Origin of the sequence: Longimicrobium sp. (assembly GCA_036377595.1) — a bacterium.
Classification (GTDB): Bacteria; Gemmatimonadota; Gemmatimonadetes; order Longimicrobiales; family Longimicrobiaceae; genus Longimicrobium.
Genome location: DASUYB010000107.1, coordinates 74055 through 93015 on the forward strand (window position 1 = coordinate 74055; position 18961 = coordinate 93015).

Below are 18961 nucleotides of genomic sequence, written 5' to 3' on the forward strand. Positions count from 1 at the left end.
GAGCCGCGGAGATTTCTCCCCGCGGCTCCGCGGCTTTCGGTGGATGCGAGATCCTTCTGGACGGGCGGCGCGAGGCTACGGGGAGAAGACGCCGTCCGCGCGCAACCCGAATCTCAGGATCAACTGTGCATTGGAGGAAGGAATGTCATTCCGAAGGCGCTGCGCCGCCCTGTCCTCCATGCCAAAGCCGTGGCGCCTGAGGAATCTGTGGCCGGCTCCCGAGCCACAGGCCGCCTGTCGCGCGGATGCATCCCACAGATTCCTCGGGCGCCGCCTGGCATCAGCGCGATTGAAGGTTCGGAGCAGCGGCGCCGCTCGGAATGACATCCAATCGGAATGCACAATCATTTGCAGCAGCCGGTATCACATCACGCCGGCTCACGGTGGCGGCGCATGCGCACGGCGGCGGCCAGGAACACCGCGGCCAGCGCCAGCCCGATCCACAGGCTCGGCGTCGCGAGAAGCGTCGCGGGGGTGAAGGGCGCGGACGGGGGAAAGGGGACGCCGTCGCGCGGCCCCGGCGCGAACGCGCGCGGGTACCAGCCGACCAGCGCGTAGATCACCAGCGACGCCACGCGCAGGGTGTCCATCGTCAGCTTCTCGAGCACGCCGGCGGCCAGCAGCGGCAGCACCACCCAGAGCGCCGCCGTCCGCCGCGCCCACCCCGACGCCAGCAGCAGCAGGCCGTAGACCGGCGCGTGCCACAGCGCCATCGCCGCCAGCGCGTACAGCAGCGCCGCCCACATCCTCAGCGGCTGCACCTCGCGCCACAGCGGCGCGACGCCCTGGCCCTGCGCGAGCAGCGCGGCGGAGCTGAGCAGCAGCAGCGCCAGGTGCATCGCCACGATGGCCGCGAAGGTGAGCAGCGGCAGCACCACCAGCGGAATAGTCGCCTTCGCCAGCACGGCGGTGCGGTCGGGGACGGGGAGCGACTTCCAGAACAGGATGCTGCGGTCGCGGCGCTCGCCGCTCAGCGCGTCGATGCAGTAGAACGCGCCGACCACCATCGCCGTCGCCAGCATCAGGATCGCCGCGACGCGGTAGGAGACAGAGGCCGATCCCGCGTGCGCCGGGTCGTTGCCGAGCATCCCCGGCATGTGGCTGGGCATCGTCACCCCGTGGATCACCAGCGCCACCACCGCGAACGCGGCCACGCCCAGCGGCGCCAGGTGGATCGACCGGTTCTCCCACAGCTCGCGCCGCACCGACCAGTACAGCGGCCGCGTCGGCGGCGGCGCGGCGGGCGCGGTCTCGCGCGTCTCCACCGCCGGCTCGTCGAGCAGGGTGTGCGGCGAGGTGTTCATGCCACCGCCTCCCGCGCCTGCCCCGCGCCGTCTCCCACCATCGCCACGAACAGGTCGGCGATGCTGGGGGTGCGCACCTCGCCCAGCATCTCCAGCCGCCGGCGGTCCGCGCCGTCGAAGAGGAAGATGCTGCGGCCCAGGCGCTGGCGCTCGTGGATCGGCCCCAGCGCGCGCGCCTCGCCGGCGTCCGCGGGACGGACCATCACCTCCAGGTAGCGCGACTCGACCTCGTCCATGCTGCAGTCCAGCACCACGCGGCCGCGGTCGATGAAGACGAGGTCGGTGAGCACGTCCTGGATCTCCTCCACCTGGTGGGTCGAGACCACGATGGTGCGGCTGCGGTCGAAGAAGTCGTTCAGCAGCGTGTCGTAGAACTGCTTGCGGTAGAGGAGGTCCAGCCCGAGCGTCGGCTCGTCCAGCACCAGCAGCCGCGCGTCGACGGCCATCACCAGCGCCAGGTGCAGCTGCGCCACCATCCCCTTCGACAGCTCGCGCACCCGGCTGGCGCGCCCGATCTCCGTCCGCGCCAGGAAGCGCTCGGCCCTGGCCCGGTCGAAGCGCGGATGCACGCCGGCCACGTAGTCCAGCGCCTGCGAGACGCGCATCCACCGCGGCAGCACGGCCACGTCGGCGATGAAGGAGACGTCGCGCATCAGCCGGTCGCGCTCGGCCCAGGGATCGCGCCCCAGCACCGTCAGCTCGCCCTCGCACGGGGTGAGGCCGAGGATGGCGTTCAGCGCGGTGGTCTTCCCCGCCCCGTTGGGCCCGATCACCCCCAGGATGTGCCCCTCCTCCACGCGCAGGTCGATGCCGTCGAGCGCCACCGTATCGCCGTACGCCTTGCGCAGGCCGCGAGCTTCGATGCATGCCATCGGCTTCAGCGCTCCTCCCCCGCGCCGCGCGGCGGCGTGCGGCTGGTGACGGCGTCCAGCAGCTCCTCGGGCGTCAGCCCGAGCCGCTGGATGGTGGCGTGGATCCGGGGCCACTGCTCGGTGAGGAAGCGCTCGCGCTCGCCCTCCAGCAGCAGTTGCCGCGCGCCCGGGCGGACGAACATCCCGCGCCCGCGCCGCGACTCGACGAGCTGCTCGTCCACCAGCTGCTGATAGCCCTTGAGCACGGTGAGGTGGTTGACCCGGTACTCGGTGGCCACCTGGCGCACCGACGGCAGCGGGTCGCCCTCGGCCAGCTCCCCGTCGAGGATCATCGCCACCATCAGGTCGCGCAGCTGGCGGTAGATGGGCTGGCCGTCGCTCCACTCGCGGTCCATCATCGGTTCCGGATCGTCCTGCGAGAGATACGGCCAGGGAGGTATGGTGATATGTCTACGTACAACACCGTGGAGAGCGCAAGGATCGGAGCTCGATGGTGCATCCTCCGCGCAAACGACGTCATCCTGGAGTGCGCAGTCGATCACCTGAACTGGAGATCAGCCCGGAGACGGGAATTTCTGCGAGATGGGGATCAGCACTGGTAGCCCGTGCACTCCCACGCGACGCCGGAGATGCGCTCGCCGCGGAAGGTGACCACGCGATCGGGGCCCAGCTCCTCGCGCTGGGTGAAGGTGACGCGGCCGTCGGGGGAGACGACGATCTCGGCGTATTCGTTGACCCCGGCGTCGCTGCGGTAGCTCTGCCGGTACCACTCGTACTCCCAGCGGGAGATCTCCGGGTCGGCGTCGCGGAAGGCGGCGGCGAAGTTCACCAGCATCACGTAGCCGCGGAAGCGCCGCGTGCCGTCGGCGTCCACGGTGCCGGGGAAGCGGACGTCGATGGTGCTGTTCGATGCGTCGTACGAGGCTCCGAACGCGTCGCGGTGCTTGATCCCTGGCCCCGGGCGCGGCAGCCGGGTCGAGTCGCGGCTCAGCGTGAAGCGCAGCTGGTAGCCGGCCGGCCGCTCCTGGACGATCAACGCCGTGTCGGCCGGCCGCAGCGCGAACCGCGGGCGGATCTCCGTGCGCCCGTAGAACACCTGCGTGGGCCCGCCGGTGCGCTCCACCTCCAGCCGGTACGTGCCGGCGAGCTCCCGCGCGTTCGCCCGCACGTCGGCGTCGGCTGCGCGCCGGAACTGAACGCGCGCGTTCCAGCGGATCGACCACCTGCGCAGCGCGTCCGGGTGCGCCCGCAGCCAGGCGGCGACGGGCGCCACCGCGCGCCAGGGATCCGCGGCGAGCCGCTCCTCGGAGGGAAGAAGGGCGCCGTACGCCCACCAGTCCGCGACCGTGGCCGAATCCAGTTTGGGGGACGGGAAGGTGGATGCGGCCGGACAGGCCTCGCGCACCGCGGTGAACTTCCGCACGGGGATGCGAATGGCGATGTCGGTGACGGTCTGCTCGCGCCCGGTGAGCGTGTCGCCGCGCACGGCCAGGCGATAACGCACCCCGTGCAGCCCGTCGTCGAGCACCAGCTTCACCGAGTCCGGCGCGATCATCCGCCAGTACGTCTCGTACCGGTCGTCCCAGTCGTGAGACGAGCGGAGCAGCCGCGACTCCGGCTCGATGTTGTGCACCCCGATGAAGGGGATGGAATCCAGCGCGAATCTCCAGTCTCCCTGGCGATAGCATCCCAGCAGCGCACGCCAGTCGCCCGGCGCGTCCGCTTGCTGCTGCGCGAGGGCCGCGACGGGGGAGATTGCGATCAGGAAGGATGAGAGGCGGAGCAGTCGCATCGGCAGTCCCCACCACGCTCACCAGCAGGATGCCGCCGGGGAGCTTCGCGGTCGCGTAGAAGACGTGGTCGCCAGCCCGCCGGGAGACGATAAGGGCTCGTCGCCCGTGGCACGGTACAGATACACGACGGCGCCGCGACCGGCAACGCACCATCCGAACCGCCCGACTGCACGGTTCCCGGAACCAGCGGATTGGTCGCGTGCCAGGATGACGTGAAGGGGGTCAGAGGTACCGCAGGGTCGGCAAGGCGAGTATGGATCGCCGACTTGGGATGAACGAAATCGGCTACTTGTCCACGAGCAGCTCACACAATGCGGTCGTACGATCGTCGCTGTCGTAAACCACCAGGAGCTCGTCCACCGACAGCAGGAAGATTCGGACGTCGCGAGCGCCGAGCTTTCTGGCGAACCTGATCGATTCGGGTGCCCACGGTCGCGAGTTCACCACGATCATGCTGTCGCAACCGGGATCGTCATAAACCGCTGTCAGGGCCAAAGCCAATCGCTGCTGAAGCTCCTCCGCGGCCACCGAGTCTTCGTCGCAGAACTCCAGCACGATACGCGGACGAAGATTGCGGAACACCGCATGGTCAATGTTCTGTTGCAGCGTCAGCCCTGTGGGGCTCCAGGCGAGCTGGGCGAGCTTGAGCCCCGGCACCCGGATGAAAACCTCCCTCGCGATTCGCGCGACCCCGTCCACCAGCAACCCCGCGCGGAGCTGCTGCAGCATCTCCGCGACGTCGTTCTCTCGGCTGTGGATGAGGCGGGACGCCAAAGCCTCGAGGTCGACCGCATTGCGAGCCAGTATTGCAACCTTCGAATCCGGAACGCCGTTGATGTTCTTTGCCAGCTTAGACAGTGATTGTACCAGCCGGGCGCGTGATTCGCCGATTGCGGCGAGATCGCCTTCAATCTGCCGAATCTTGCAGAATTCCCACAACACGGCGTTGCCATTCTCGTCCGCAAGCCGCAGGACATGAATCAATTGATGAATGGGCCCGAGATATCCTGCCCCCAGGAACGCACCGTAGAATCCAAGGATCGCGGCGCATGCGTGCTGGATGCACTCCATCGCCGCATGCCGCGATGCGGCAAAGTCGTTGCCGCCCATGAGCGCCGAAAGGATCCGGGAATGCGACTGCGCCCGCTCGAGCTCGTACGCCACCGTCGAGCTCATGTACGCCGTTTCGACGAACCACGGATGTGGAGGCTGAACCGCAATGTCGTACGCGAGATTGTAGAGTGTCTTGTACCGGATCGCATAAAGGTTCAATCCCTTCACCTGCTGCATCAATTCCTCGGCAATGTGCTCGATCGCCGCAGAGGTGATCAACCCCTCCTTCAGTTGTGACAGATCGGTTCCGAGGATGTTGTCGACGATGTGCGGGATCAGCACCTGTTTCAGGTAGCGAAAATCGAGGTCCTCCTCCGATCCGTCCCGGTGCAGCAGACGCAGCCGCTCGTGCGGATTCCCGTAGCGCCGCGAGTACACGTCTCCCCAGGTCTGCAGCATGCTCGCGGTGTGGTGGTCCGTCGCCATGCCGTAGATCGTTTTCGACACGGCTTTGCGGATATGCGCGGTGGTGACGACGTCGTCGGCACCCACGACGTCGATCAGGCGCGGCTCCAGCTCCTGTGCTACGGCGATCGCGACGGTCAGGGGAATCCCTACCTGGACAAGAGATCGGATCAGCCTCTCCGACGAAAACGGCTCGAACGTGTTGTTCTTGGTGGGAGACAGGATCTTCTGTGGAAACACCTCGTTGATACGGTTGTCAATCGCGGTCATTTGCTCGGCGAACCTCTGCAGGAGCGCCGTTTCGCCGACGATGAACACGTCACGGCCTGCGAGTATGTTGCCACTCCCCGACGCGTTCTGGCTGCTACCGCCGAACATGTGCATCCCTCCCAGCAGCAACGTTTTCGCGACCGCTGACGTTCTGGGAGATCTTTACCACCTGGACGGCAACGAATAGACTAACCAGCAGGCTGAGAACCGAGGCGAGGGCGCCGAGAAGTGCAACGACATCCATAGCTACCTGCCTTTCTGCAAAGTGGGGAAGGGAATTGGGCGGGAGAACCATAACTGACGGGTACACACTATCCTTGGCAGGATGCGAACACAACCCTTAGTCCGCCGATTTCTGCGGAACGCCAAGGCAGGTCTGTGAACGAAGGGGGCGCTGCTTCACGCCCACAATTGCCGTGGGCAATCCACGCACTGCAGCGCCGCCGATTCGTCAGGCGCTGAATGGGAATGTTGTCGCGGCCGACCATCCCTGAAGCGACGTCACAACAGCGCCGACTGGCCGTCGGGTGGAGCGCGCACGGGCGGGGGAACGAATCCCTCGCCCCCGCGGCTTCCGGAACACAGCCTCCGCAGCCACTCCGCCGGCCGCCAGATGGGTGTCGGCGGGACGAAGGAGTAGCCGGGCCCGTGCGTCTGCGTCCTCAGCCGGCGCAGGAGACGGCCGTTGGTGGCGTAGTAGACGCGCTCCTCCAGCAGGGTGCCGTTCACGGCGCCGTACGTCGCGAAGATGAACCGGAGGCGCCCGGCGCCGTCGTAGTAGAAGCGATGCGTCTCGGCGTGATCGTCGGTGCCGCCCTCCCAGGTCAGCAGGCGCACCCGGCCGGCCGCATCGGTTCGAAAGGTGACGGTTTGTCCCCAGTCGTCCCCATCGCATTGGACGGTCGTGTCGCGCCGCGCCAGGCGGTTGGCCGCGACCGCCTGCATCACCTCCTGGTAGATGGCGCGCACCGCCTGGATCTCCGGCTCCGCGGCAGCCTGGCGCGCACGTGACGACTGCGCCGCTCCGGTGGACACCGAGGCAAGGAAACAGGCGGCTGTCGCGAGCGGGATCGCCCATCGGAACGCGCGCTTCGTCATCGTCACCCTGCCGTTGAAGGTCAGCGGTTCTTTGAGATCATCCGCACGCCATTCAACAGTCATGCTAATCTCCGGATCAACTGTGCATCGCCGTAAGGAATGTCATTCCGAAGGCGCCGCGCCGCCCCTGTCCTCTATGCCGAAGCAGTGGCGCCTGAGGAATCTGTGGCCGGCTCCCGAGCCACAGGCCGCCTGTCGCTCGGACGCATGCCACAGATTCCTCGGGCGCCGCCCGGCATCAGCGCGATTAAAGATTCGGAGCAGCGGCGCCGCTCGGAATGACATCCGATCGGAATGCACAATCAATTGCGGCAGCCGGTAATCAGACCAGGCGATGGCTCATGACGATGACGCGGCTGGGATGGCCGGTGGCCGACGTGTATGGCTGCCGCCGCACCTCGGTGAAGCCGTGCCGCCGCCAGAAGCGCTCGCCCGCGGCGTTGTGCTCCAGCACGCCGAGATGGAGCACCGTTCCGCCCGCGGCGGCGACCGCCCGCTCGACCTCGCGGAGAACGCGGCTGCCCAGCCCCGCGCCACGTGCGCCGGGATCGAGCAGGAACAGACCGAGCCACCATTCGCCCTCGCCCGGATAGTCGCGGATGAGGTCGAGCACGCCGACGAGCTCGCCGTCCCGGGCGTGGATGGCGATCACGTGCTTGTCGGCGTGCGTCTTTCCCGGCGGGAGATTGGTCAGCAGGTGCTCCGCCGCGTCCGGACGCGCGGGAGCGCCCTCTTCCATCACGAAGTAATCGCCGCAGCGCTCGCACAGCCGCTGCAGCGCCGGCGCGTCGTCCCGCGCGAGCCGCGCGGTCGTGTACGGTGTGAGATCCAGATCGAGCATCAGGACGGTATCTCGCGTCAGCTCCGGCCGGAATTTTCGCGCGAGCCCGGATCAACGGCCCGTGTCCGCCGCCTCGGCATCTGGAGGCGGTGACAGGCCCAGCACGACTCGCACGATGTCCAGGAGAAGCACGTTGGGGTTGGCGCGGGGATCGTCGGAGCCCGTTTCGGACCCGAGGTTCGCGAGCACGGTCACCGACAGGCTGTCGTCCGGCAGGTACGCGTTGGCCGTCTTGAAACCCGCGAGCTCGCCTCCGTGTCCGAACAGCCGGTGCCCCTCGAAGGACATAACGCTCAGGCCATAGCCATAGCCGTGGTCCTGCGCCGCCGCCTCGGGCGTGGTCATGCGCGCCCACGACGCGGGGCCGACCACGCGCCCCTGCGCCAGCGCGCGGTTCCACGCCGCCAGGTCGCCAACGGTCGAGCAGAGCGCGCCCGCGGAGAAGACCGCAGACATGCTCGTGTACGGCGCGTTGACCACACCGGTGTCGCGCTGCACATAGCCCGCGGCTCGGTGCGGAATCACCGGCTCCGGGTCGCAGTAGCGCGTCGCCCGCAGCCCGAGCGGCTGGAAGATCCTCGATTCCAGATACCGGGCGTACGGCTCGCCCGAAACCTTCTCGATCAGCAGCCCCAGCACCAGGTAGCCCGTGTTGCTGTAGCTCCACCCCGTCCCCGGCACGAACTCGAACGGCTCGTTCGCGGCCAGCGCCAGCACCGAGTCCGCCGTTATCTCGTCCCGCCGCAGCACCGGATATGCGGGGAGCCCCGACGTGTGGTTGAGGAGCTGGCGGATGCGGACGCGGCGCCATTCCGCCGGCAGCGCGGGAAGGTAACGGCCGACGGGATCGTCCAGCGCCAGCCGCTTCTCGTCCACGAGCTGCATCACGGCGGCGGCGGTGAACCCCTTGGTGATCGATACGATCGGATAGACGGTCAGCTCCGTGGCCGGGACGTCGTGCTCCAGGTTCGCCCGGCCGTATCCGCGATACGCCAGTGTGTCGCGCCCGCCGCGGATGACCGCGATCGACACACCCGGTACGTACGTCTGGCGAAGGTACCGGGCGACCAGCGCGTCGATCTGTGCCGCGGTGTCGCCTCGTTTCATGGCCGAGTCGCCCGGCCTGGTACAGCCCGACGAAAGCAGTGCCGCCGCAAGCGCGACGGCACCGATGCGGCCCGCACGCATCGAGCGGAATTCGAACCGCCTCGTCGATAGATTCAGCATCGTGCCGTCAGGGAGCCGGACGCGATCGGGAGAGATCCATCGCGTAGAAGCTACGGACTACGCCGGGAGTGGGCGAGCATCATCGCCTGAGACCGCGGTAGCTGCGAAACTGGACGGCGGGAAACACTCGCATCATCCCTGGACTCGTTATCACCAGACACTTCCATACTCCTCCACATTATCTGCCAAATCACCAATACCCTGTCATCCACGCAAATTCGGTCGTAAACGCTTGACGCGAATTTATGGTCTGATTATGGTACGGCTGGAGACCAGCGGTACCGAGGGGCGCTCGCGTGTCGCTCCTCGGAGGTCTCCGCCCACCGATCTCTCGGAGGACGCCATGAAGGGAATGCCGGCAGCCATCACCCGCACCGTCGCAGCCGCCCTGCTGGCGGCGGGCCTCGCGGCCTGTTCGGACATGGACATCACCAGCAGCGAAACCCTCAGCCCGAAAGCGCCGCGCCGGCTGGCGTCGGGCGGCAGCGAGCTCCTCACCAGCAGCCAGACTCTGACGCCGAGCGGGAGCACGGGGGTGAATGCGGTCACCTACAGCGTGACCATGCCGGCGTCGGGCCCCATCTACCTGACGTTCAACGGGCGCATCGACTGGCCGAGCACCGCGGGCAACAGCAACGTGCTGAAGATCGTGGTGAACGGCATCACCGTCACCGGTACGCTGAAGTCGGCGCCGGCGTCGTACTCCTATTCCTGGGGCAGCGAGCCGTACTGGGACAACCGCATCGGCTCGGCGCAGCCGGAGACGCTGTGGGGGCTGTTCTGGAGCCCCGACTTCACGGCGAACACCGTCTCGACGAACGGATACTACGTGACGAGCCCGTCGAACCCGTACTACTACGAGTTCGACGTCACCGGACTGATCCGATACTCGCAGGCCAACAACATCACCATCAGCAACCTGGGCGGCTGGGTGAAGACGCTCACCGGCAACCAGCCCAACGCCGTCCTGCAGAACATCTCCCTGCGCAACTACTAGCCGGCGAGAACGGCTCCGGCGCACCGGAACGCGAACGGGCGGGGGATTAATCCCTCGCCCGTTCGCGCTTTTTTCGTTCGCATTCCACCGCGACACTGCTTCGTACCAGCCACTCACCGAGTCTTACCCGCGCGGCCACGCCACGGTCGCGTTCCCGAACTGCAGCGGTGGGTGAGGTACCATTCATCGGGCAACTGTGGACTTACGGTGACCCATCTGCGATAGATGTCACATCGGATATGCTTAAGGTGCTGATATGCATTCACCTGACCGGGAATGGTCCGCGCAAGGGTGCGGATATCATCCTCGGGGTCAAACAACTGCCGTGCGTATTCCGCAAACGGCATCGTTCCTCCCGGCGCCCGGCGCAGCACCTCCAACGCCAGCCACCCATGCGTGTGCGGCTGACGTGGATTCTGGTCCCGGAACTCCGGCGCGAGGGTCAAACGCCTGCTCTCAAGGTCAGCAACGGATGGAATCATCATTCCCAATCTCCGGTGTTCGTGACGAGCGCACCATGACTCAGTCTGTGGTGTTCCTCGAACAATCGCGTTTCTTCTCCCCATTTAACCGACGGAGACGTTCACGATCGTGAGTTGGCTGTCTTGTAAATCATCGGTAATAAACACTTTACAGTCGCAGTGGCGACAACGTGCGGGATTTCGTTCCGAGCCGCCGCGCTGATCTGGACGCGCGATCAAAAGAATTGGGTACTGTAGGCATTTCGGGCATTCAATGGCTGCGTTGTTCCCGAAACAGTCAGCCCGAAGGACCTGACCCGTTTCGCGCAAGCGCACCACTGCGTCCGTTATCGTAGCCATGTTGAATCTCAACTCCGTGCCTTCCGGCGCCCACCCTTCCGCCCCTTCCCGCGCCCGCCCGGCCCATGCCCGCCTGGCTTCGGGCACGACCGCGCCCACCATGCCGTCCGCCACCGTTGCGCCCGTGCCGCCCCTCGCGCCCATCCCCGCCGTCCACGCTCGCGCCTGCGCCGGCGTGCTTGCGGCCGCGGGGGCCGCCTTGCTTGTAGCGCTGGCCGCGGCGGCGGGGGCGGTCGGCGTCGGGCTCGCCCACCTCCTCCAGGCTCTCCATCTCCATCCAGTCGCCTGTCTTGCGGCGCGCGCGACCGCCTTCGGATCTTAGCGCCGTTCAGCGAGCGGGCGCGGATCGGGGTTCCCGGATCACCCTCATCGGCTCACCTCAGGATGCGTGGGGTGAGCCGGTGGCGGCTTGCGATTCGAGGCGGGTGAGGGTGTGGCGCAGCTCGATGAGCACGGCTTCCTGCTCCGCCAGGCGCTGGCGAAGATTCTGCGCCTCGCTCCGGACACCTTCGGCGATTTCTCGCGCCGCCTCAGCGATCTCGCGCGTGGTTTCCTGCTGGATCCTGCGCTCCTCGGCGGAGAAGCGAATCTCCTCTCCGCGCTTCCGCACGGTCTCGTCTTCCACGCGCTCGCGCTCGGCCTGCTCGCGGCCCTGCTCGGCGTGGGCGCGGATCTCCTCGGCGGAACGGGCGGTCTCCTCTTCGATCGCGCGCTGGTCCGTGCCGGCGAGCCACGCCTCGATACGCGCCAGCCGATGTTCCACCGCGGTTACGCGGCTCTCCAGGTCACGTTCCATGTTCGTCCTCCGGCAACGGCGACGAGCCTCCCGCGACGGACTGTGCGCCCCCCCTGAAATGGCGACATGCGAGGCTGAAGGTCGAAGGATTGCCTGCGACAGCGGCTCGACGGGAGCCGGTCGCACCGTCTCCCTTGGGAGATCAGCTCCGCGCCTTCCTTCGCCCGCCGCCCTTCCGCCCCTTCGCGCGGCCGCCGGGCCCGTGCCCGCCCGGCTTCGGTCCGCGGCCGCGGCCACCGTTCCGGCCGCCACCATGCCGCCCGTGCCGGCCCTCGCGCCCATCCCCGCCCTCTGCTGATGCACCGGCGTGCTTGCGGCCGCGGGGGCCGCCTTGCTTGTGGCGCTGACCGCGGCGGCGGGGGCGGTCGGCGTCGGGCTCGCCCACCTCCTCCAGGCTCTCCATCTCCATCCAGTCGCGCGGCTTGCGGCGCGCGCGGCCGCCGCCCTCGGTGAGCTGGATCTTCGCGTCGTCCAGCGTCGCGGCGCGGATGGGGTCCTTCTTGCCGCGGATCACCGTCCACTGCATCGGCCGGCCATCCACCGCCGTGGGGATGTCGCCCTCCTCGATGCGGTAGAGCAGCTTGGCGGGGATGCGCGCGCGCACCGTCCCCTCGCCGTCCTCCACCGCGTAGTCCAGCGGATACGTCTCGCCGCGGATCTCGATCTCCGCGGGGAGCGCCATCCACCGCGCCCGCTCGTCGCGCGGCACGACGGCGTCGGCGTCGATGCGCAGCGGCGTTTCCATGAACTCCGCGAAGGAGCGGACGCTGCCCAGCTTCGACGCGACGGCGTCGCGCAGCGCCTCGTCGCTCGCGGCGGCCACCGTCCCGCCGGAGCGGCGCCAGACCTCGCGCAACTCGCGCATCACCGCGCGGTTGTGCAGCTGGTCGGGGTGATACGCCTTCCCCGTCACGACGGCCTCGGCCAGCGCCCGCCGGGCGGCATCCTCCATCCCCTCGGGAAAGCGCTCCACGCCCTCGTCGACTGTCTCCAGCACGAAGCCATGGTACTCGCGCGTGCGGACGATGCGCAGCGGGTGGCGCTTGTGGCGCGGATCGTAGACCAGCACCGCGTCGCCCGGCGAGGCGAACTCCCAGAGCAGGTCCGTCTCCAGCTGTGTCCCGCTGATCGATCCGCGCGGCCGGCCGTTCTTGTCGGAGAAGTACATCAGCTCGCCCGCCACGGCGCCCCAGTTGCCGCAGACGCTGGTCTTGCTGACGCGCACCTCCTCGCCCCAGCTGGTCTCCTCGTCGATCACCAGGCTGAACGGCATCACCCGCGCGACCAGGCGCTTCCAGTCGCGCTCGACGGAGCGGTTCATCCGCGGCATGTGGCGCGGCAGATCGAGGTCCAGCGAGCGGTAGATGGAGGCGATGGCGAGCGCCGCGTCCTCGATGCTGCGGACGAGCACCCCGCGCTCCTCGCACCACTTCATCAGCTCCTCTTCCTCGAACACATGCCGCGGCAGGCCGTACACGTGGCCGATCGTCCCCAGCTCGTCCAGCGCGTGCTGGTAGATGTTGTACGCCGTCAGGTGGTCGCTGCCGGCGATCACGTACTCGCCGATGTCGTTGTCCGGCTTGAGCATCCGGTGCAGCGACTCGATCGACGCGCATCCCGCGACGACGGGCACCATGTGCTCGTCGGCGTTTACCAGCAGCTCGCCCCACGGCCGGTCGACGGGAAGGACCTCGACACGCTTCCCGTAGTCCGTCAGCCGGAAGTTGGCGATGATGCCGCGCTTCGTGAGCGTCTCGATCGCGCGGCGATAGGCGATGCGGTCGAGGGGGACGGGAAGGTCGAGCTCGTCCGCGCGCACGCCCATCGCCGCGCAGGTGAGGGCCACGCGCTCGGGGTCTCCCGCGAGCTGGAAGTTCGGCTCCGTGGGCCGCAGCGACTCGAAGTCGATGTCGCGCTCGGAGAGGATCCATACCTCGCCGTTCTCCACGCGCCCGTGCACGCGGCCGGCCATCTGCAGGATCTCGTTCGCCCCGAGCGGGAGACGGGTGAGGACGGATCTCCCCCGGTTCACGATCGTGGTGAACTGCGCGTCCTCGATCACCACCGTGTCTAGCCCGCGGATGTTGAGCGCGCTCTGGCCCGCGGAGGTCATCGCCAGCACGAACGGGTGCGGCGCGCCGTCGCCCTCCAGGAACGGCCGCAGCTTGGAGACCGGCTCGCCGCCGTGGTAGTACTCGGTCAGCACGTGGGGATACTTCTCGCCCAGCTCCTTCGCGATCTCCTCCGTGCCCGCGCGCGTGGGGACGAACACGGCCACGCCGCGCTTGTTGCGGCTGACGTGGCGCATGAAGCGCTCGCCTAGGAAGCCCAGCGGGTTCAGCGTGTTGCTGACGCGCACCTCGGCCGCCCGCTCGGGATCGAACGCGCTCGACTCGATCACCGCCGAGGAATTGAGATATTCGGCGTAGAACGTGGGATCGACCGTCGCCGACAGCCACACGAAGCGGCAGCGCGCGCGCTTGGCCAGGGCCAGGCAGAGCTCCAGCTCCGCGCTGGTCTGGTGGATCTCGTCGACGACCACGATGTCGTGCTCGTCGATCAGGTCGTCCTGCAGCCACCGCCGCGCGATGCCGGTGGTGATGATCACCACGTTCCAGTTCGGCGTCTCGGGCGTGGCCTCGCGCTCGCGGTTGACGACGCCCACGCGCAGCTCCGCGCCCACGATCTCCTGCGCGATGGGGCGGATCGCCAGCGTCTTGCCGGTGCCGGTGCCGGCCATGATGCCGAAGCCCTTCCCCTCGCGCGCGAGCAGGCGGATCTCGTCGCCGTGCTCGCGGTTCATGATCGTCTCCACCCCCTCCAACTGCACGCCCAGCTCGATGGTCTCGCACGCGGCGCGGGTGGGGGCGATCACGACGACGCGCCCCTCGGCGGGGCGTCCGGGATAGCGTTCAGACGGGGGGGTGGTCGAGACTTCGACCATGCGGGTCCGGGCCTTGTGGAAGCTGGAGTTTGACGGGAAGTTCCGCCCGGGCGCAGAATTACGCCCGCACCGCGCAAGCGCAAGAACACGGCCAGATGGGGATGATGCCAGACACCGCGCCAACGCTCGTCTTCACCCACGTTTCCGAGCTCGCCCGCTGCACCGGGCCCGCGGTGGAGACGGAATCCGCCGACCCCGCCGCGACCCTCGCGCGCGGCGCCGTGGCCGTGAGCGGCGGCGTCATCGCCGACGTGGGGGATGAAGATGCGGTGCTCGCGCGGTTCCCCGATGCGGAGCGCGTGGACTGCGGCGGGCGCGTGCTGACGCCGGGGCTCGTCGACTCGCACACGCACGCGGTGTTCGGGAGGTACCGCACGGACGAGTACGCGCTGCGCAGCCGCGGCGTGCCGTACATGGAGATCGCGCGGCGCGGCGGCGGCATCAACGCCTCCGTCCGCGACCTGCGGGGGCGGTCGGAAGACGAGCTGGTGGAGATGGCGCTCCCCCGCCTGCGCGAGATGCTGGCGTGCGGCACGACGACGGCCGAGGTGAAGAGCGGCTACGGCCTGGCGACGGAGCACGAGCTCAAGACGCTGCGCGCGATCCGGCGGCTGAACGAGCTGCAGCCCATCGACCTCGTCCCCACCTTCCTCGGCGCGCACGAGTTCCCGCCCGAGTACCGCGGGAGCGATGGAGATCGCGAGAAGTACATCGATCTTCTCGTCATGGAGATGATTCCCGCCGTCGCGGAGGCCGGGCTCGCGCGCTTCTGCGACGTGTTCATGGAGCCGGGCGTCTTCACCCGCGCGCAGACCGAGCGCATCCTCCGCGCGGGGCTGGACCACGGCCTGCGCCCCAAGCTCCACGCCGACGAGCTGGAAGGCAGCGGCGGCGCCGAGCTCGCCGCCGAGCTGGGCGCCGCCAGTGCCGACCACCTCGGCGCCATCTCCAGCGCGGGGATCGCCGCCCTCGCCGCGTCCCCCACCGTGGCGACGCTGCTGCCGGGGACGCTCTTCTTCCTCGGCCGCTCGAAGTGGGCGCCGGGGCGCGCGCTGCTGGACGCCGGCGCCACCGTCGCGCTGGCGACGGACTTCAACCCCGGCTCGTGCCCCTCACCCAACCTGCAGTTCACGATGACGTCCGCCTGCTCGCGCATGGGGATGAGCCCCACCGAGAGCCTCCGCGCCGCCACCGCCGCCGGCGCCGCCGCGCTGGAGCTGGCCTACGGCCGCGGCACCATCAGCGTCGGCGCGCCAGCGGACCTCGTGCTGTGGAACGCCGCCACCGTCGCCGAGATCCCGTACCGCCTTGCGGCGCCGCTGGTGGCCGGCGTGTGGAAGGCGGGCGTGCGGGTGGTGTGAGGGCGCCCTCTCCGGCTTGCCTGGGCTCGCCACCTCTCCCGTACCGGGAGAGGTAGGGGTGAGGTCATCTATGCGGGCGGCGAAGACTGGCGCGGCCGCCGACAGGCCCCCTCCCCCGGCCCCTCCCCCGCTGCGCAGGGGAGGGGAGAACTCAGCACGGACGCAGGTTCGTCGCGATGATGCCGCGTTGCGCGCCACCCTCTCCCGTTATCGGGAGAGGGCTTGCGCTCTAAGGCGCAGGGTGAGGGCTGCCCGCGGCCGCGCCGAAGGTGGCCCGACGGATAGATTCAGCCCGCGGTGGTCTGCCTCAGATCACCGGGTCGAACCACTCCGCCAGCTCGGGCGACTCGGCCCAGGGGTGCTCGCTCGCGGCGGCGGCCACCAGCGCGGCGGTGCGGCGCGGCGGCACGGCCAGCACGTTGCACGGCGCGTCGCGCAGCGCGGCCTCGGCGACGCTCCCCAGCATCATCCGCGCGCCCCAGCCGCGGGCGTGCGTCCCCAGCACCAGCAGGTCGGCGTTCCAGTCGCGCGCCTCGGCCACGATCTCGTCGGCCGCGAAGCCGGTGCGCACCACGGGGTGCACCGCGGGGCCGGTGGTGCGGTCGCGCAGGAACTTCTCCAGCTCCACCCGCGCGGTGTGCTCCAGCGCCTCGGGCGGCAGCGGCGGCGGCACGGTCGACCACCCCAGCACCGTGAGCGAGCGCAGGTGCGCCGGCGCGCCGAAGTATTGCCCGATGGTGTACAGCGCCGACTCGTGCACGGCCGCGCTCAGCTCCGTCAGGTCCGTGGTCAGCAGCACCCGCTCCGGCCGCCCGGTCACCGGCCGCCGCGCCACCAGCACCGGCACCGGCGACGCGCGCAGGACCCGCTGCGCCGTCGTCCCCAGGATCGCCCGGCCCAGCCGCGTGCGCCGGGCGGCGCCCACCACCACCAAGTCCGCCTCCACCTCGGCGGCGATGCGCACCAGCGCGCGCATCGGCTTCCCCGCAACGACGTGGCAGACGGCGTTCTCGCCGCCGGGAAGCTTGTGGGCGGCCTCTTCCAGCTTCTTCAGCAGCAGCGTCTCGTAGTCGCGCCCGCCCTCCGGGAACGCGGCCGTCAGCCCCGGCGACATCGCGAACAGCTTCGGCAGCTCGTACGCGTGCACCAGGTGCAGCTCGGCGCCCGACGCGCGCGCCACCTCCGTCGCCACCAGCAGCATCGGGTCGTCCGCGTCGATCTCCGCGATCCCCGCGACGACCTTGTGGTTCAGCCCGGACATGGAGTCCCCCTCGTCTCCGCAGGGTGAGCCGCGCGGCGCGGATCCGGTTCCACGCCTGCCGGCATGGGAAAGGTGCGCCGCCCATCCATCCCCCGCGTCGGAACGCCGCCGCGACGCGCGTGGGGACTTTCTCGACGGTGATGCAACTCGTGCGCACGCGGCAGGGCAAGAAATTGCCCGACAACGTGGCGCGCGTCCCCCCACTCTTCATCGCGCGCCGCGTACCCATCGTTCCGGGTACGGGCGAGTCCGCCGACCAGGAGGGGGAGATGAGCACCACGACGCGATCCCAACCCGTCATCCAGCCGGTGCGCGCGAAGACGACAATGAAGGCCGCCGTCTTCGTCGAGCCGGGGCGCATCGAGCTGCAGGAGCGGCCGATCCCGGAGATCGGTCCCGGCGACGCGCTGCTCCGCGTCACCACGACCACCATCTGCGGCACCGACGTCCATATCCTCAAGGGCGAGTACCCGGTCGACCCCGGCCGCATCGTCGGCCACGAGCCCGTCGGCGTCATCGCCGCGCTCGGAGCGGGGGTGACGGGCTATCACCTCGGCCAGCGGGTGATCGTGGGCGCCATCACCCCCTGCGGGCAGTGCAACGCCTGCCTCGAGGGGCTGCAGGCGCAGTGCGGCGGCAAGGCGATGGGAGGATGGCGCCTGGGGAACACGATCGACGGCTGCCAGGCCGAGTACGTCCGCGTCCCCCACGCGATGGCCAACCTGACGCCGGTGCCCGACGGGCTGACCGACGAGCAGGTGCTGATGTGCCCCGACATCATGAGCACCGGCTTCGGCGGCGCGGAGAGCGGCCAGATCCGCATCGGCGACTCCGTCGCGGTGTTCGCGCAGGGGCCGATCGGGCTGTGCGCCACCGTCGGCGCCAGGCTGCGCGGCGCCACGCGGATCATCACCGTCGACGGCATCCCCGAGCGGTTGGGGACGTCGGCCATGCTCGGCGCCGACTTCACCGTCGACTACCACGAAGAGGATCCCGTCGCGCGGATCATGGAGCTGACCGGCGGCCGGGGAGTCGATGTCGCGATCGAGGCGCTGGGGACGCAGGAGACGTTCGAGAGCTGCCTGCGGGTGCTGAAGCCGGGCGGCGTGCTCTCCAGCCTCGGCGTGTACTCGGGGAAGCTGGAGCTGCCGCTGGATGCCTTCGCGGCGGGGCTGGGCGACCACCGGATCGTCACCACCCTCTGCCCCGGCGGCAAGGAGCGGATGCGGCGGCTGATGAACGTCGTCGCCAGCGGCCGCGCGGACCTGCGCTCGCTGGTGACGCACCGCTTCACGCTGGACCGCATCGAGGAGGCGTACGACCTGTTCGGCCACCAGCGCGACGGGGTGCTGAAGGTGGCCATCCAGGTGAGCTGAAAGGAGGAGAGGACGATGTCCGACGCGACGAAGACCGTTCCGGTGCTGCCGCGGACGCCGGCCGAGCCGCCCGCGCTTCCCGCCGCCGCCGCGCCCGCGCTGCGGCCCGACGTGGAGCCGTGGGAGCCGGACCTGTGGCCCGAGAACGAGTGCATCCCGGACGACGAGCTCGACTGCGAGTGCTGAGCGCCGGGTGCCGGGTTTGGAGTGATGCTCGAAAGGAGAACGCGATGCACAGGATGCGACGGTTGGGCTGGATCGCCGTGGCGGTCGCCGCGCTGCTGCTGCCGGCGTGCTCGGGAAGCGGCGACGTGCTGGCGCGCTTCCAGCCGCGGATCGGCAACGCGGCCGACGACTTCCGCTTCGAGGTCGCCGGCCTGAACGGAGTCACCGCCACGCGCGAGTACACGTGGACGAACACGGGGCAGAAGGCCGACATCAGCCACGCCGCGCAGCTCACCGGCGGCACGGCGACGGTCACC

Annotated in this window: 16 protein-coding genes; 5 read left to right on the plus strand and 11 right to left on the minus strand. The window is 69.1% G+C overall.

Annotated elements, in window-relative coordinates:
- Window positions 1–368: 368 nt before the first annotated feature.
- From VF092_18995 to VF092_19030, 8 genes are all read right to left on the minus strand, one after another.
- A complete protein-coding gene (locus VF092_18995) occupies window positions 369–1304 on the minus strand; it encodes a hypothetical protein (protein HEX6749390.1) in 936 nt (311 codons plus the stop codon).
- Complete coding sequence (locus VF092_19000) at window positions 1301–2176, minus strand: ABC transporter ATP-binding protein (GenBank protein HEX6749391.1); 876 nt, start codon at window positions 2174–2176, stop codon at window positions 1301–1303. Before VF092_19000 ends, VF092_18995 begins: the two co-directional genes overlap by 4 nt.
- 5 nt (window positions 2177–2181) lie before the next feature.
- Entirely contained in the window at window positions 2182–2574 is a 393-nt protein-coding gene (locus VF092_19005; GenBank protein ID HEX6749392.1) for a GntR family transcriptional regulator, read from the minus strand.
- 191 nt (window positions 2575–2765) lie between these two features.
- Entirely contained in the window at window positions 2766–3968 is a 1203-nt protein-coding gene (locus tag VF092_19010) for a hypothetical protein (GenBank protein HEX6749393.1), read from the minus strand.
- Window positions 3969–4254: 286 nt separating this feature from the next.
- Complete coding sequence (locus VF092_19015; GenBank protein ID HEX6749394.1) at window positions 4255–5865, minus strand: hypothetical protein; 1611 nt, start codon at window positions 5863–5865, stop codon at window positions 4255–4257.
- Window positions 5866–6258: 393 nt separating this feature from the next.
- Complete coding sequence (locus VF092_19020; protein HEX6749395.1) at window positions 6259–6918, minus strand: hypothetical protein; 660 nt, start codon at window positions 6916–6918, stop codon at window positions 6259–6261.
- A gap of 259 nt (window positions 6919–7177) precedes the next feature.
- Window positions 7178–7696 carry a GNAT family N-acetyltransferase gene (locus tag VF092_19025; protein HEX6749396.1) on the minus strand — a complete coding sequence of 173 codons (519 nt, stop codon included), beginning with the start codon at window positions 7694–7696 and terminating at the stop codon, window positions 7178–7180.
- 51 nt (window positions 7697–7747) lie between these two features.
- Window positions 7748–8803 carry a serine hydrolase domain-containing protein gene (locus VF092_19030; GenBank protein ID HEX6749397.1) on the minus strand — a complete coding sequence of 352 codons (1056 nt, stop codon included), beginning with the start codon at window positions 8801–8803 and terminating at the stop codon, window positions 7748–7750.
- A gap of 463 nt (window positions 8804–9266) precedes the next feature.
- Between VF092_19030 and VF092_19035 the strand changes: the two genes are divergently transcribed.
- The gene (locus VF092_19035; GenBank protein ID HEX6749398.1) at window positions 9267–9920 is read left to right on the plus strand and encodes a hypothetical protein; all 654 of its coding nucleotides are present in this window, start codon (window positions 9267–9269) and stop codon (window positions 9918–9920) included.
- Window positions 9921–11120: 1200 nt separating this feature from the next.
- On the opposite strand, the gene VF092_19040 is transcribed toward VF092_19035, so the two are convergent.
- Together VF092_19040 and VF092_19045 are read right to left on the minus strand one after the other, a co-directional pair.
- Window positions 11121–11537 carry a hypothetical protein gene (locus tag VF092_19040; GenBank protein ID HEX6749399.1) on the minus strand — a complete coding sequence of 139 codons (417 nt, stop codon included), beginning with the start codon at window positions 11535–11537 and terminating at the stop codon, window positions 11121–11123.
- Between the two features lie 142 nt (window positions 11538–11679).
- Window positions 11680–14481, minus strand: a complete 2802-nt coding sequence (locus VF092_19045) for a hypothetical protein (GenBank protein HEX6749400.1) — start codon at window positions 14479–14481, stop codon at window positions 11680–11682.
- Between the two features lie 104 nt (window positions 14482–14585).
- Between VF092_19045 and hutI the strand changes: the two genes are divergently transcribed.
- Window positions 14586–15842, plus strand: a complete 1257-nt coding sequence (gene hutI, locus VF092_19050; protein ID HEX6749401.1) for an imidazolonepropionase — start codon at window positions 14586–14588, stop codon at window positions 15840–15842.
- A 307-nt stretch (window positions 15843–16149) separates the two neighbouring features.
- Here hutI and VF092_19055 read toward each other — a convergent pair whose 3' ends face one another.
- The gene (locus VF092_19055) at window positions 16150–17103 is read right to left on the minus strand and encodes a universal stress protein (protein HEX6749402.1); all 954 of its coding nucleotides are present in this window, start codon (window positions 17101–17103) and stop codon (window positions 16150–16152) included.
- 269 nt (window positions 17104–17372) lie between these two features.
- On the opposite strand from VF092_19055, the gene VF092_19060 reads away from it, so the two are divergent.
- The 3 genes from VF092_19060 to VF092_19070 form a co-directional block, all read left to right on the plus strand.
- Window positions 17373–18479 (plus strand): NAD(P)-dependent alcohol dehydrogenase, encoded by a 1107-nt coding sequence (locus VF092_19060; protein ID HEX6749403.1) that lies wholly within the window; start codon window positions 17373–17375, stop codon window positions 18477–18479.
- Between the two features lie 15 nt (window positions 18480–18494).
- On the plus strand, window positions 18495–18665 hold the full coding sequence (locus tag VF092_19065; GenBank protein HEX6749404.1) for a hypothetical protein: 171 nt from the start codon (window positions 18495–18497) through the stop codon (window positions 18663–18665).
- Window positions 18666–18718: 53 nt separating this feature from the next.
- Window positions 18719–18961 (plus strand): hypothetical protein (locus tag VF092_19070; protein ID HEX6749405.1); only part of this gene is annotated, 243 nt, incomplete at its 3' end.